The following is a 14,189-nucleotide window of genomic DNA, read 5'->3' as shown; positions in this document are numbered from 1 at the left end:
CGCGGCTTTTCGGCTGGCGAACCGCCTTGTCGACGCTGACCGTCCAGGACCGCTAGTGAGACCGCAAAAGCTGAAATGGTGGGCGAGAACGGTTCCGCGGCCGACGGTCTGGCGGACATGCGTCCTTAGGCGGAACTTGGAACCCGGCTTCGGCGTTCTTTGCCAGATTTCGCCTTACGACTGAGACGGGCCGCTGACCGCGCGTCCCATCTCGGGGCCGGAGCGCACTGTCGGCGATGGAGCTTCACGGGGGTTCAATGATCAATTCATCAAGCCGGGCGCAAACCAGCGACCCCGGAGAGTTGCCCAGGATTTCGACCGGCAGTGACGGCCTCGACGATATCCTCTACGGCGGGCTCGATCCCAATCGCATGTACCTCTACGAGGGTCGGCCCGGCTCGGGCAAGACCACGATGGCGCTTCAATTCCTTCTCGAGGGCGCCCGCTCCGGTGAACGCGTGCTCTATATCTCCTTGTCGGAAACCAAGCGTGAGCTGACGCTGGTTGCACAGCGGCACGGCTGGTCGTTGCAAGGAGTCGACATCTTCGAACTGGTGCCGCCTGAGACGACGCTCGATCCGGAGCGCGAGCTCACCGTCTTCCACCCCGCCGAGATGGAGCTGAGCGAAACCACGGGCCTGATATTCAAAGAGGTCGAACGGATCAATCCCGCGCGCGTGGTGCTGGACAGCCTGTCCGAGCTCCGCCTCCTTGCGCAGAACCCGCTGCGGTACCGGCGCCAGGTTCTGGCCCTGAAGCACTTTTTCACCAACCGCAACTGCACGGTCATCCTCCTCGACGATCTCTCGTCCTCCCAGGACGATCTGCAACTCCATTCGATCGCGCATGGCGTCGTGATGCTCGAACAGCTCGCCATTGATTATGGGGCAGAGCGCCGGCGGCTTCGCGTGATCAAGATGCGCGGCATTCGATTTCGCGGCGGTTTCCACGATTTCACGATCGAAGCGGGAGGGGTGCGGATATTCCCCCGTCTGGTGGCGGCGGAACATCACACCTCGTTTATCGGTGAGTTGACGCCCAGCGGCAATGCACAACTCGACCAGCTCCTGGGAGGAGGGCTCGAGCGCGGCACCAGTGCGCTGCTCTTGGGCGCCGCCGGTGTCGGCAAGTCGTCTCTCGCGCTGACCTATGCGATCGCGGCGGCAGATCGCGGTGAGCATGCGGTGTTCTTTGCCTTCGATGAAGGTCGCGGTACAGTGGAGGCCCGGGCTCGAACGCTGGGCCTGCCGCTTGAAAGCCATCTGCAATCGGGACTCATCCGATTTAAACAGATCGATCCCGCCGAAATGTCCCCCGGCGAATTCGCCGCCAATGTGCGCAACAGCGTCGAAAAGGACAACGCCCGAATTGTTGTCATCGACAGTCTGAACGGCTACCTCAACGCAATGCCGGATGAGCGATTTCTCATCCTCCAGATGCACGAGCTCTTGAGCTATCTCGGGCAGAAAGGCGTGCTGACCGTCCTTATCCTCGCTCAGCATGGGCTGGTCGGCCCGATGGAAACGGCCCTCGATATCAGTTATTTGAGCGATGCCGTGCTCATGCTGCGCTATTTCGAAGTCGGCGGAACGGTGCGGCGCGCCCTCTCGGTCGTGAAGAAGCGCAGCGGCAATCATGAAAATTCCATCCGCGAGTTTCGTCTTGGCAGTGCCGGCATTACGGTAGGTCCTCCGCTGACCGGATTCAGCGGCATCTTTTCCGGGAATCCGCGTTACTCGGGCACGGAGATACCGGAGGGGCTGTCGGAATGAGCGCCGACCGCGATCATTGCGTCCTCGTGTTTGCTCCGATTGGCCGCGATGGACCGGCATCGGTCGAGCTTCTCCGCAATTCGGATCTCGTGGCAATCAATTGTCGAGGTCTGCCTGAACTGGTCAACGAGATGTCGGCTGGCGTGGGCGCGGTGCTTCTCGCCGAGGAGGGCTTGTTCGGAAAGGATACCCAGCCGCTGGCACATTGGATCGAGCGGCAGCCGCCCTGGTCCGACCTGCCCTTTGTCATTCTCACCAGCCACCGGGAGCAGCCGGCGGTGGTTGCCTGGCGCCGCAGCATCGTCGAGACACTCCGCAACGTTTCGCTGCTCGAGCGCCCGGTTCAGCCGATCACGCTGACGAGCGCAATTCAATCCGCGATGCGGGCCCGCCGGCGGCAATATGAAATTCGGACCTTGCTGCAGGCGCGCGAGCGGACGGCCCAGGAGCTCGAGAAGCTCGTGGTCGAGCGCACCCGTGCCCTCGAGGAGGCCAACAAGCATCTGCGGGCCGAAATGGAAGAGCGCGCCCGCGTCGAGGAGACCCTTCGTCAGGCCCAGAAGATCGAAGCCATCGGGCAATTGACCGGCGGAGTAGCTCACGACTTCAATAATCTGCTGATGGTGATCTCCGGTGGATTGGACATGCTCGACCGGCAGACTGATCCTGATCGGCGGCGTCGTCTGCTGGAAGGAATGGTTCAGGCGGCGCAGCGTGGTGCCGGCCTGACCAGGCAGCTTCTGGCTTTTTCACGGCGGCAGAAGCTCCGGCCCGAGGCCGTCGACATCCCAGCGCAGATCGGCGGCATGCGCGAATTGCTCGATCGGAGCCTCAGAGGCGACGTTCACGTCGAGTTCGATTTTCCGGAGGGGCTTTGGCCGGTGGAGGTCGATCCGGGAGAGCTCGAGCTGGTCATTCTCAACCTGGCGGTCAACGCCCGCGATGCGATGCCGAACGGTGGCACGATCGTTGTCCGCGGCGAGAACCTGGCCGGCCTGATTGAGGACGAGATCGCGGGCGATTACGTTCGTCTGTCCGTGATCGATAGAGGTGTTGGAATGAGCCCCGAGATCCTGGCGCGGGTCTTCGAACCGTTCTTCACGACCAAGGATGTCGGGAAAGGCTCGGGCCTGGGGCTTGCTCAGGTCCACGGATTTGCCACGCAATCACGCGGGATGGTTCGAATAAAATCGGTTGTCGACGAGGGCACCAGCATCGAGCTCTATTTGCCGCGATCCAGGAATATCCCTTCGGGTGAACGGCACCTCATCGACCTGAACAGGGCGCGGCCCAAGAAGGCCAATCAGGGCCGAATCCTCCTCGTCGAAGACGACGACGAGGTCGCCGCGCTCGTCAGCGAGATGCTTGCGCAGCTCGGTTACCAGGTCACGCGGGCGGCCAGCGCTGCGGCGGCTCTCGGTGCCCTAGCGGACGGCCGCTCCGTCGATCTGGTGTTTTCCGATATCATGATGCCGGGCGGCATGAACGGTGTCGAACTCGCGCGCGAGATCAGAAGAAGGCGAAGCGACATTCCGGTCCTGCTGACGAGCGGATACGCCGAAGCCGCGGTTCACGACGCCGAGCAGGCCGGGATCCGGATCCTATCGAAGCCTTACCACATCGACGAGCTCGCCGCAGCGCTCGGCGCTGCAAAATCGGACTTTGCGATAGCCACAGGAGCGGGTTTGGCGACGACTCGGGGTTGACCAAGCGCGCAACAATCACCGGCCGGGTTTATGGCTCGAGGGGTACCCTGCGCAATTGTGCGCTCGGGCCGGTCGACGCCCATCGCTGAGCGGCGCGTGCACATCCGATCGCGTTTTCAGTTGCGACGAGACGCGTTCGTTCTCTGCGAGTTATCTATCTCCGCCGCTACGTCTGGGCTATGAGGACTGCAGAAATCGGCCTGCAAATGAAGCCACTTTTGGCCGTTCTTTTAGCCGATTTCAGCCAAACTGTTATTGGTTTCTCATTGCCGGGGCAGGGATCTTCAATTTGGAGCCCTGCAATGTTCAAGGCGGTTCTTTCTGCGTGTCTCTTGGTTGCCCTCAGCTCCGTCGCTTCCGAAGCACGGACTTATCGCATTCATCAAGTACCTGAATGCAACGTCACGATGCCCTGCGACTTCTCATATGCGCAACCGCGCCGTGAGCGGACTTCCCGGTCCCCACTGAATCCCAGGTCCTCGCTACAAGCCTATCGCGCGACGCAATTGACAGTGACCGACGCGGGCGGCGCCCCGACGACGAGCATCTCCAGCGCCCGCATCGTCGGCAGTCGTCCGGCAGGGTGTCCTTCCTCCTTCTGCGGCTGCGGCGCGGCTCTGCGCGTGTTCGGCCGTATCGTGCCGGAATTGAATCTTGCGGCCAATTGGCTGCGCTTCCCGCGGACATCACCCGCACCGGGAATGGTCGCAGCGCGACGTGGACATGTATTCGTCCTCGAGCAGCATTTGGAAGGGGACACCTGGATGGCGTACGACGCCAACTCGGGCGGACACGCGACGCGAATGCATGCGCGTTCATTGCGTGGCTATACGATCGTCAACCCGCGCGGGGGGTCCCTCGCCTGAGCGGCCAGCCGACATAATTGCGACGCATGAACATCCGCAAGGCGTCTGTTGACGGTTACGGCAGGTTCGCCTTGCTGATTTTCGATCTGCGACGGCTGGTCGCGCTTTATTTCAGGTACGTCTTCCGCAATCGAGCGGCACCCCGAACCCGGACGACCCGCCTCGTGTCGGGCGGATCGGTGACGCCGCACTCTACGGCGTCACCGGCACCATCAGATACTAAGCCATCGCGGCTTGCGGCTTCGGCTTCGGTTGTCGCGACAGCGTCAGCACGATCAGCGAGGCGAACACGCAGAGCGCGCCGGCGATGAAGAAGGCGGGCAGGTAGTTCTGATAGACCGTCCGCGAGAGACCGGCGCCGAAGGCAGCGGTGCCCGCGCCGAGCTGGTGGCCGGCAAAGATCCAGCCGAACACCAGATTGGCGCGCTCGGGTCCGAATTTCTGTGCGGTCAGGCGCACCGTGGGCGGCACAGTTGCAATCCAGTCGAGCCCGTAGAACATCGCGAAGATCGAGAGCCCAAAGAACGAGAAATCGCTGAAGGGGAGGAAGATCAGCGAGAGCCCGCGCAGGCCGTAGTACCAGAACAGCAAATAGCGGTTGTCGTAGCGGTCCGAAAGCCATCCCGACATGATGGTGCCGAAGAAGTCGAAGATGCCCATTGCAGCCAGCAAGCCCGCGGCCTGCACCTGCGGGATGCCGAAATCGAGGCACATCGGAATCAGATGCACCTGCACGAGGCCGTTGGTGGATGCGCCGCAGACGAAGAACGTCGCAAACAGGACCCAGAACGCGCCGCTCTTCGAGGCGTCGCGCAGCGTGCCGAGTGCGACGCCGGTGATCGAGCCATGGCTGACGGGCGGCGCGGGCAGGGGTGTGGTGCCTTCGTCGCCGAAAGGGCGCAGGCCCAAATCGCTCGGACGGTCGCGCATCGCGAGCAGGACCGCGAGGGCGGAAACACCAAGCGCGATGCAGACGAAGCCGAGCGCCAGCCGCCAGCCGAAACGTTCGGTGAGGCTTGCCAGCAGCGGCAGGAACACGAGCTGACCGGTGGCGACGCTCGCGGTCATGATGCCGACGACGAGGCCGCGCCGCGCCGCGAACCAGCGCGTCGCGATGGTGGCGCCCAGCACCAGCGCGGTCATGCCGGTGCCGATCCCGATCACGACGCCCCACAGCGCGACGAGCTGCCAGACCTCTGTCATGCCGAGCGAGAGCACCAGCGCCGAGACCACGATCAGCTGCGCGGTCAGCGTGACGTTGCGCAGGCCGTAGCGGTTGAGCAGGGCAGCCGCGAACGGCGCCATCAGCCCGAACAGGATGAAGCGGATCGACAACGCCGACGAGATCTCCGCCGTGCTCCAGCCGAACTCCTTCTGAAGCGGAACGATGAACACGCCGGGCGCGCCGACCGTGCCGGCGCTGATCAGCGCGGTGAGGAAGGTCACGCCGACCATCACCCAGCCGTAGTGGATATTGCGGCGGCCGAGTGTTGCCGCGAGCCAGTTCGAGATCATTGGGCCTCAATCTTGATGGGCAGGCGAGAGCCTGCGCAAGTTTTCAGAATGGCACGGGACGCGTCTGTCGGAAATGACAGAGTTCCCTCATTTCCGGACGTTCACGTCAGTGCGTCAGGCGCTCTACCGCGATCGCAGTAGCTTCGCCGCCGCCGATGCAGAGCGCGGCGACGCCACGCTTGAGGTTTCGCGCCTCGAGCGCATGCAGCAGCGTCACGATCAGCCGTGCGCCGGTGGCGCCGATGGGATGGCCGAGCGCGCAGGCGCCGCCGTGGATGTTGAGCTTGTCGCGGGGAATGCCGAGATCGCGCTGGGCCGCCATCGCCACCACGGCGAAGGCTTCGTTGATCTCGAACAGATCGACATCGCCGGCATTCCAGCCGACTTTGTCCAAGAGCTTGCGGATCGCCGGGATCGGGGCCGTAGTGAACCATTGCGGCTCCTGGCTGTGGGTGGTGTGGCCTTTGATCACGGCGAGAGCCGGCAGGCCGCTGCGATCGGCGAGCGAGCGCTTCGTCAGCACCAGCGCAGCGGCGCCGTCGGCGTTGGCGGAGGAGGCCGCCGGCGTGATGGTGCCGTTGGCGCGGAACGCCGGCTTCAGCCCGGGGATCTTTGCGGGATCGACCTTGAGCGGATGTTCGTCATTGGCGACGATGCGGGGGCCGGCCTTCTCACTCAGCGTGATCGGCGCGATCTCGGCCTTGAACGCACCGCCCTCGACCGCCTTGCGTGCGCGGCTGAGCGTTTCCATCGCAAAGGCGTCCTGGTCCTTGCGGGTGAACTGATAGGCTTCTGCGGTGGCCTCGCCGAAATCGCCCATGGAGCGGCCGGTCTCGTAGGCGTCTTCGAGGCCGTCCATCATCATATGGTCGATGATGCGATCATGGCCGGCGCGATAGCCGCCACGCGCCTTGGCGAGCAGATACGGCGCGTTGCTCATGCTTTCCATGCCGCCGGAGACGACGATCTCGGCCGAGCCGGCGCAAATGATGTCGTGCGCCAGCATGGTCGCTTTCATGCCGGAGCCGCAGACCTTGTTGACAGTAGTCGCGCCGGTGGCATCGGGTAGGCCGGCGGCCCGCGCAGCCTGGCGCGCGGGGGCCTGGCCCTGGCCGGCGGGAAGGACGCAGCCCATGAAAACCTCGTCGATTTTCTCCGGCGCAAGCTTGGCACGCTCCAGTGCCGCGCCGATCACGTGCGATCCGAGCTTGTGCGCGGCCAGCGGCGAAAGCTCGCCCATGAAGCGGCCGAGCGGTGTCCGGACGGCGGAGACGATGACGACGGGATCGGCGGCTTCGGCCATGGGTGAGACTCCGTGAGATGCCAACTATGTAAGATTACGGTCATCATATGATGCGGCGCAAAAAATGCAACTGCGCGGGGCATGAGAAATTGTCGTAGGTCGGATGAGATTTGCTCGTTCGATCGGACGAGGTGGAGAGCGCCTACCGCTTCCGATTCACAAACGCGCCCATCAGCCGCGTCGGCTCGTCCGTCAGGAACGACTCGCCGAAGACTTTGACGCTCAAATTTACCGACTCGGTCAGCGGCAGCTCCTCCCATTGCCGCAGCAATGCCTTCTGCGACCGCAGCGCCTCGGGGCCGCATTCGAGCAGGGCCTTCACGAGGTGCTCGACCTCGGCATCGAGCCCACCCTCCGGCGCGACCTTGTCGACCAACCCCCAGGCCAGCGCCGTCGGCGCGTCGATGTTCTCAGCGGTCATCACCAGCCAGCGCGCGCGGGCCCACCCGATCAGGCGCGGCAGCAGCGCGGCATGGATCACCGAGGGAATGCCGACCCGCACCTCCGGCATGCCGAAATGCGCATCACGGGCGGCGATCCGGAAATCGCAGGCCGCGGCGACTTCGAGCCCGCCGCCGAGGCACCAGCCGGGCATGCGCGCGATCATAGGGGCCGGGAAGGCGCGCACGGCCTCGCAGAGGTCGCGCAGGCGGCTGATGAAGGCCTCGGCGGACTTCTGGTCGAGCTTGGCCATCTCCTTGATGTCGGCGCCGCCGATCATGCTCTTCTCGCTCTGGCCGCGCAGCACCACGACCCGGATGCTGCGGTCGGACGAGAGCTGCTGCAGGCCTTCGCGCACCGCATCGGTGACGGGCGAGCTCAAAATGTTCAGCGAGCCGGCATTGCAGATCGCGACATGAACGACGCCGCGCGCATCGCGCGTCACGCCGCAGTGGTTGTTGAGCATTTCCATGAGAGGATCTCTGAGCTTCGTAGACGTGCGAATACGCCGGTCAGGTCACACTTCCGGGCCGAAACGCATTGCTTGTCAAGCCGGCGGGGAGGGAGTTGCCAGCGCTAAGTCCGCAGCATAGTATGATGAAAATCATACAAAAGAGGCCGCGATGACCGACATCGATCAACTCGACCTGTTTTCGCCTGCGGGCCGGCGCGAGCGGGTGGTTGAATGGCAGGTGCCTGCGCCGGTTGCGAAAGTGGCGATGGGCCTGTCAGGCATGGATGCGATGCTGGGCATCCGCGACGGAAGGCTGCCGCCGCCACCCTTTGCCAAGCTGATCGGCTTCATCATGGCCGTGGTCGAGCCGGGCCGGATCGTCATGGAACTCGAGCGCGCGAGGATCTCGAAAACACCATAGGCCTCCTGCACGGGGCCACAGCCGCCGCGCTGCTCGACACCGCCATGGGGTGTGCGGTCTCGACCCGGCTGGAGCCCGGGCAGGGCTCCGTCACCCTCGATCTGAAAATGACCTTCCTGCGTCCGCTCTCGGTCCGGTCCGGGTTGATCTCCGCCGAAGGCAAGGTGATCAAGCTGGGACGCCAGACCAGCTACGCCGAGGGATTTGTCCGCGACGGTAAGGGGGCGCTTGCGGTGCACGCAACGGCGACCTTTTCCATGATCGACAACAATTTTACCGGGAATTAATGCGCCGTCCGGCCGATATCCGTGTTATTAGATGACCCCCGACATCCAATGAGATCCGCATGCGCTATTCCCGGGAACACAAGCAGGAAACCCACGACCGCATCGTGAAGAAGGCTTCCGTGCGGCTGCGCGAAAAGGGCGCCCACGGCATCGGTGTCGCCGACCTCATGAAGGAAGCGGGCCTGACCCATGGCGGCTTCTACGCCCATTTCGATTCCCGCGAGGCGCTGGTGATCGAGGCGTTTGGCTACGCTATGGATCGCTCGATGGAGCACTGGCGCAAGCAATCCGATCAGGTCACGCCGGAGAAGCAGCTCAGTCAGATCGTTGAGACCTATCTCTCCGCGGTGCATCGCGACAACCCCGGTCACGGCTGCTCGATCCCCGCGCTCGGCGCCGAGATCGCCCGAGAGAGCCCGAAGACGCGAAAGGCCTTTGCCGGCAAGCTCGACGAGATGATCGAGATGATCACGGACTTCATCCCGAATCTGCCGCGCAAGGCCGCGCGCAAGCAGGCGATCGCGACGCTGGCGACCATGGCCGGCACCATGTTGCTCGCGCGCATTGCCGGCTCGAGCGAGCTGTCGGATGAGGTGCTGAAGACGGGCAAGGACAGCGCGCTGGACGGCGCGCGGCGTGAGCCGAAGGCTGCGGCGGCGAAAAAGGCGAAGCAGAGCTAGGCTTCAGAGCCCCGCAAACAACGCCCGCTCGCGCTCCACAATCTCGGAAATATAATCCGCCACCGCGCGGATGCGTGCGAGGTCCTTGCTGTCGGCGTGCATCAGCATCCAGAAGGTGCGGGTGATCGAGACCTCTTCCGCCAGCACCGCAATCAGCTGCGGATAGTCGGCCGCCATGAAGTGTGGCAGCACGGCGATACCGAAGCCGGCGAGCGTGGCGTTGAGTTGTGCGATCAGATTGGCGCTGCGCAAGCGCGCGGAGATCTTCGGCGAGACCTGCGGCAGATAGTCGAGCTCGGGCGTGAACAAGAGTTCCTCGATATAGCCGACGAATCGATGCTGCGGCAGGACCTCGCGCGAGGTGATTTTCGGGAAGCGGTCGAGATAGGCGGGCGCGGCATAGAGTCCGAGCCCGTAGTCGAGCAGCTTGCGGCCGACGATGCGGCCTTCCTTCGGCATGGTCAGGCTGATGGCGATATCGGCCTCGCGCTTGGAGAGGCTGAACAGCCGCGCGGTGGCCACCAGTTGCAGGTCGAGATCGGGATACCGGTCCGCGAACGGCGCCAGTCGCGGCGCCAGGAAGGCGGTGCCAAAACCGTCCGGCGCGCCGATCCGCACCGTGCCGGTCAGCCGCGCCACGGAGCCACCGACCTGCTCCTGGTTGGCGACGATGGTCGATTCCATCGATTCAGCGCTGTCGGCGACGCGCTGGCCGGCCTCTGTCAGCAGGTAGCCGGTCTTGCGCCGGTCAAACAGCTTGGCCGAGAGGTGCTTCTCCAGCCGGTCGACGCGGCGGATCACGGTGGCATGGTCGACGCCGAGCTGTTTTGCCGCAGCCGAAACCGAGCCGCCCCGCACGATGGCCAGCACGAAGCGGAAGTCGTCCCAGTCGATAGCGCCTTGATCCAGCATTTTCGCACATCTATGGTGCATTATCTCAGACTTGAATCCTATAAAATGCAGGTCGATAGGATTTGTCAAAGCGTTCAAGCTCGCCTCAAGGAGACCATTCCATGCGTTCAGTCGGACATTTCATTGGTGGCAAGGAGGTCAAGGGCACCTCGGGCCGCACCGCCGACGTTTTCGAGCCGATGACCGGTGACGTTCAGGCCAAGGTGGCGCTGGCGTCCAAGGCCGAGGTTCGCGCCGCCGTGGAAAACGCCCGCGCCGCGCAGCCGGAATGGGCCGCGACCAACCCGCAGCGCCGCGCTCGCGTCATGATGAAGTTCGTCGAGCTGGTGCAGCGCGACTACGACAAGCTGGCCGAACTGCTTGCCCGCGAGCATGGCAAGACCGTTCCTGACGCCAAGGGTGACATCCAGCGCGGCCTCGAGGTCGCGGAGTTCGCCTGCGGCATTCCGCATCTGATGAAGGGCGAGTACACCGAAGGCGCCGGCCCCGGCATCGACATCTATTCGATGCGCCAAGCGCTCGGCGTCGTCGCCGGCATCACGCCGTTCAATTTCCCGGCGATGATTCCGATGTGGAAGTTCGCTCCTGCGATTGCCTGCGGCAACGGCTTCATCCTGAAGCCGTCGGAGCGCGATCCCGGCGTGCCGATGATGCTTGCCGAACTGATGATCGAGGCGGGCCTGCCGCCCGGCATCCTCAATGTCGTCAACGGCGACAAGGAAGCGGTCGACGCCATCCTCGACGATCCCGACATCAAGGCCGTCGGCTTCGTCGGCTCCACCCCGATCGCGCAATACATCTACGAGCGCGCCGCCCAGACCGGCAAGCGCTGCCAATGTTTTGGCGGCGCCAAGAACCACGCCATCATCATGCCGGATGCCGACATGGACCAGGCAGTCGACGCACTGATCGGCGCCGGCTACGGTTCGGCCGGCGAACGCTGCATGGCCGTGTCAGTCGCGGTTCCGGTCGGCAAGGCCACTGCCGACCGCCTGATGGAAAAGCTGGTCCCGCGCGTCGAGAGTCTCAAGATCGGCACCTCGATCGATCCCTCCGCCGATTACGGTCCGCTGGTGACGCGCGAGGCGGTCGAGAAGGTCAAGGGCTATATCGACATCGGCATCAAGGAAGGCGCGACGCTCGCCGTCGACGGCCGCGGCTTCAAGATGCAGGGCTACGAGAACGGCTTCTATCTCGGCGGTTCGCTGTTCGACAACGTCACCAAGGACATGCGGATCTACAAGGAAGAGATTTTTGGCCCCGTGCTCTCGGTCGTGCGCGCGCACGATTACAAGGAAGCGCTGGCGCTGCCGTCGGAGCATGATTACGGCAACGGCGTTGCGATCTTCACCCGCGACGGCGACGCCGCGCGCGACTTCGCGGCCAAGGTCAACGTCGGCATGGTCGGGATCAACGTGCCGATCCCGGTGCCGATTGCGTATTACACCTTCGGCGGCTGGAAGAAGTCGGGCTTCGGCGATCTCAACCAGCACGGCCCGGATTCGGTCCGCTTCTACACCAAGACCAAGACGGTGACCTCGCGCTGGCCGTCCGGCGTCAAGGAAGGCGCGGAGTTCTCGATCCCGCTGATGAAGTAACCGTCGTTGGAGCGAAGCTAACAGATGCAGTTCGCTCTGAACGAGGATCAGATCGCGGTTCGCGACATGGCGTTGGCGTTTGCGGCGGAAAAGATCGCGCCGCACGCGCTGCGCTGGGACGAGGAGAAGCATTTTCCCGTCGAGGTGATGCGCGAGGCCGCCACGCTCGGCATGGGCGGCATCTACATCCGCGAGGATGTGGGTGGCTCCGCCATGACACGGTTCGACGCGGCGCTGATCTTCGAAGCGCTGGCGACGGGCTGTCCGACCACCTCGGCCTTCATCTCCATCCACAATATGGCGTCGTGGATGATCGATGCCTACGGCAGCGACACCCAGCGCCACAAATGGCTGCCCAAGCTCTGCACCATGGAGCTGATCGCGAGCTACTGCCTGACCGAGCCCGGCGCCGGCTCGGACGCGGCAGCGCTCCGCACCCGTGCCGTGCGCGACGGCGATCATTACGTTCTCAACGGCCAGAAGCAGTTCATCTCCGGCGCCGGCGGGACCGATCTCCTGGTCGCGATGGTGCGCACCGGCGGCGATGGCCCCGGCGGCATCTCGACGCTGGTCATCGACGGCAACACGCCGGGCGTCTCGTTCGGCGCCAACGAGCGCAAGATGGGCTGGAACGCGCAGCCGACCCGCGCCGTGATCTTCGAGAACGCCCGCGTGCCGGTCGCCAACCGGCTGAGCGAGGAGGGCGTCGGTTTCAAGATCGCGATGGCAGGCCTCGACGGCGGGCGTCTCAACATCACAGCGTGCTCACTAGGCGGCGCGCAGACCGCGCTCGACAAGGCGCGTTCCTACATGAAAGAGCGCAAGGCTTTTGGAAAACGCCTCGACGAATTCCAGGCATTGCAGTTCCGTCTCGCCGACATGGCGATCGAGCTCGAGGCCGCGCGTACGTTCCTGTGGCGCGCAGCGGCGGCGCTAGACCGCAAGGATCCCGACGCCACGATGCTCTGCGCGATGGCCAAACGCTTTGGCACCGATGCCGGCTTCGAGGTCGCCAACCAGGCGCTTCAGCTGCACGGCGGCTACGGCTATCTCAGCGAATACGGCATCGAGAAGATCGTGCGCGATTTGCGCGTGCACCAGATTCTCGAAGGCACCAACGAAATCATGCGGCTGATCGTGGCGCGCAAATTGATCGAGGGCGCCCGATGAGTGGAGCGGAGGAGGGCGATCTGGTCGCATGGGTCGAAGGCTCGGCCGGATTTATCAGGCTCAACCGCCCCAAGGCGATCAATGCCGTGACGCTGGAGATGTTTCGCGACATCGACAAGGCGCTCGACCGTTTTGAGGCCGATCCCGCCGTTGCCGTGATCGTGCTGGAAGGTGCCGGCGAGCGTGGCTTGTGTGCCGGCGGCGACATCCGTGCGCTCTGGGAAAGTTCGAAGGTCAATGGTGACCTCGGCAAGATCCTGTGGCGGGAAGAGTACATCCTCAACGCCCGGATCAAGAAATTCCCGAAACCTTATGTCGCCTTCATGGACGGCATTGTGATGGGCGGCGGCGTCGGACTCTCGGCGCATGCGAGCCATCGAATCGTGACTGACCGTACGAGGCTTGCGATGCCCGAGGTCGGGCTCGGTTTCTTTCCCGACGTCGGCGGCACTTGGCTGTTGTCACGCTCGCCGGGCGAGATCGGCACTTATTTCGGCCTGACCGGCCAGACCATGAACGGCCCCGATGCGATCCATGCCAGGTTTGCCGACGCGGTGGTATCGGCGGCCAAATGGCCCGAGTTGCGCGACGCGCTGACCAAAGTTCGCCAGGGCGTCACCGCGGCCGATGTCAGCAAGCTCATCAACGGTTTTGCGACCGGGGAGATCGCGGGGCCGGTCGCCGCAAAGGAGCCGGCGATCGACGCACTGTTCGGCTTCGACCGCATGCAAGACATTTTTGCCGCGCTCAAGCGCGACGGTTCCGAGTTCGCGCTGGCGACGTTGAAGGCGCTCAACGAAAAATCGCCGCGCGGCATGGTGGTGACGCTCAAGCTGCTGCGGCTCGCGCGCACCGCGTCGAGCCTGGAAGAATGCCTGGTGCGCGAATATCGGGCTGCGCTGGAAGTCTTCCGCAGCGACGACTTTCGCGAAGGCGTGCGCGCCGCCGTGATCGACAAGGACCGCAATCCGACCTGGTCGCCGTCGCGAATCGAGGACGTCACGCCGGACATGCTTGCGCACTATCTCGCCGAGATCGGCGCCGACGAATTGAAGTTCAACTAA

At 64.0% G+C, this 14,189-nt stretch carries 11 protein-coding genes and 1 pseudogene; 8 read left to right on the top strand and 4 right to left on the bottom strand.

The genetic code is table 11. The features are described from left to right. The first annotated feature begins 257 nt into the window (after nucleotides 1–257). The 3 genes from AB3L03_RS03315 to AB3L03_RS03305 all read left to right on the top strand — a co-directional run bounded on the left by AB3L03_RS03315 (nucleotide 258) and on the right by AB3L03_RS03305 (nucleotide 4,344). Complete coding sequence (locus AB3L03_RS03315) at nucleotides 258–1,772, top strand: ATPase domain-containing protein (RefSeq protein WP_368508242.1); 1,515 nt, start codon at nucleotides 258–260, stop codon at nucleotides 1,770–1,772. Then, complete coding sequence (locus tag AB3L03_RS03310) at nucleotides 1,769–3,478, top strand: response regulator (protein ID WP_368508241.1); 1,710 nt, start codon at nucleotides 1,769–1,771, stop codon at nucleotides 3,476–3,478. Before AB3L03_RS03315 ends, AB3L03_RS03310 begins: the two co-directional genes overlap by 4 nt. Before the next feature lie 179 nt (nucleotides 3,479–3,657). Then, nucleotides 3,658–4,344 (top strand): hypothetical protein, encoded by a 687-nt coding sequence (locus tag AB3L03_RS03305; RefSeq protein ID WP_368508240.1) that lies wholly within the window; start codon nucleotides 3,658–3,660, stop codon nucleotides 4,342–4,344. A 219-nt stretch (nucleotides 4,345–4,563) separates the two neighbouring features. Here the strand turns inward: AB3L03_RS03305 and AB3L03_RS03300 are convergent, their stop codons facing one another. The 3 genes from AB3L03_RS03300 to AB3L03_RS03290 form a co-directional block, all read right to left on the bottom strand. After that, nucleotides 4,564–5,859: an MFS transporter gene (locus AB3L03_RS03300; RefSeq protein ID WP_368508239.1), complete on the bottom strand. Its 1,296-nt coding sequence runs from the start codon at nucleotides 5,857–5,859 to the stop codon at nucleotides 4,564–4,566. A 106-nt stretch (nucleotides 5,860–5,965) separates the two neighbouring features. Continuing rightward, a complete protein-coding gene (locus tag AB3L03_RS03295; RefSeq protein WP_368508238.1) occupies nucleotides 5,966–7,162 on the bottom strand; it encodes an acetyl-CoA C-acyltransferase in 1,197 nt (398 codons plus the stop codon). Nucleotides 7,163–7,304: 142 nt separating this feature from the next. Next, nucleotides 7,305–8,075, bottom strand: coding sequence for an enoyl-CoA hydratase (locus AB3L03_RS03290; RefSeq protein WP_018459221.1), 771 nt, complete (start codon nucleotides 8,073–8,075; stop codon nucleotides 7,305–7,307). A gap of 151 nt (nucleotides 8,076–8,226) precedes the next feature. Here AB3L03_RS03290 and AB3L03_RS03285 point away from each other — a divergent pair. Both AB3L03_RS03285 and AB3L03_RS03280 read left to right on the top strand, forming a co-directional pair. Further along, a pseudogene (locus tag AB3L03_RS03285) lies at nucleotides 8,227–8,765 on the top strand (PaaI family thioesterase). A gap of 59 nt (nucleotides 8,766–8,824) precedes the next feature. Further along, nucleotides 8,825–9,445, top strand: a complete 621-nt coding sequence (locus tag AB3L03_RS03280) for a TetR/AcrR family transcriptional regulator (protein WP_018459219.1) — start codon at nucleotides 8,825–8,827, stop codon at nucleotides 9,443–9,445. Nucleotides 9,446–9,448: 3 nt separating this feature from the next. On the opposite strand, the gene AB3L03_RS03275 is transcribed toward AB3L03_RS03280, so the two are convergent. Continuing rightward, a complete protein-coding gene (locus tag AB3L03_RS03275) occupies nucleotides 9,449–10,357 on the bottom strand; it encodes a LysR family transcriptional regulator (protein ID WP_368508237.1) in 909 nt (302 codons plus the stop codon). Nucleotides 10,358–10,458: 101 nt separating this feature from the next. Between AB3L03_RS03275 and AB3L03_RS03270 the strand changes: the two genes are divergently transcribed. The 3 genes from AB3L03_RS03270 to AB3L03_RS03260 are packed head-to-tail and all read left to right on the top strand — an operon-like array spanning nucleotide 10,459 to nucleotide 14,189. After that, entirely contained in the window at nucleotides 10,459–11,955 is a 1,497-nt protein-coding gene (locus AB3L03_RS03270) for a CoA-acylating methylmalonate-semialdehyde dehydrogenase (protein ID WP_368508236.1), read from the top strand. A gap of 24 nt (nucleotides 11,956–11,979) precedes the next feature. Next, complete coding sequence (locus AB3L03_RS03265; RefSeq protein ID WP_018459216.1) at nucleotides 11,980–13,125, top strand: isobutyryl-CoA dehydrogenase; 1,146 nt, start codon at nucleotides 11,980–11,982, stop codon at nucleotides 13,123–13,125. Next, nucleotides 13,122–14,189, top strand: a complete 1,068-nt coding sequence (locus tag AB3L03_RS03260) for an enoyl-CoA hydratase/isomerase family protein (protein WP_018459215.1) — start codon at nucleotides 13,122–13,124, stop codon at nucleotides 14,187–14,189. The genes AB3L03_RS03265 and AB3L03_RS03260 overlap by 4 nt, the downstream gene beginning before the upstream one ends.

Source organism: Bradyrhizobium lupini (assembly GCF_040939785.1).
GTDB classification, from domain to species: Bacteria; Pseudomonadota; Alphaproteobacteria; order Rhizobiales; family Xanthobacteraceae; genus Bradyrhizobium; species Bradyrhizobium canariense_D.
The sequence above is the reverse complement of the archived record's forward strand: the minus strand, read 5'-3'. Positions and strand labels throughout refer to the sequence as shown.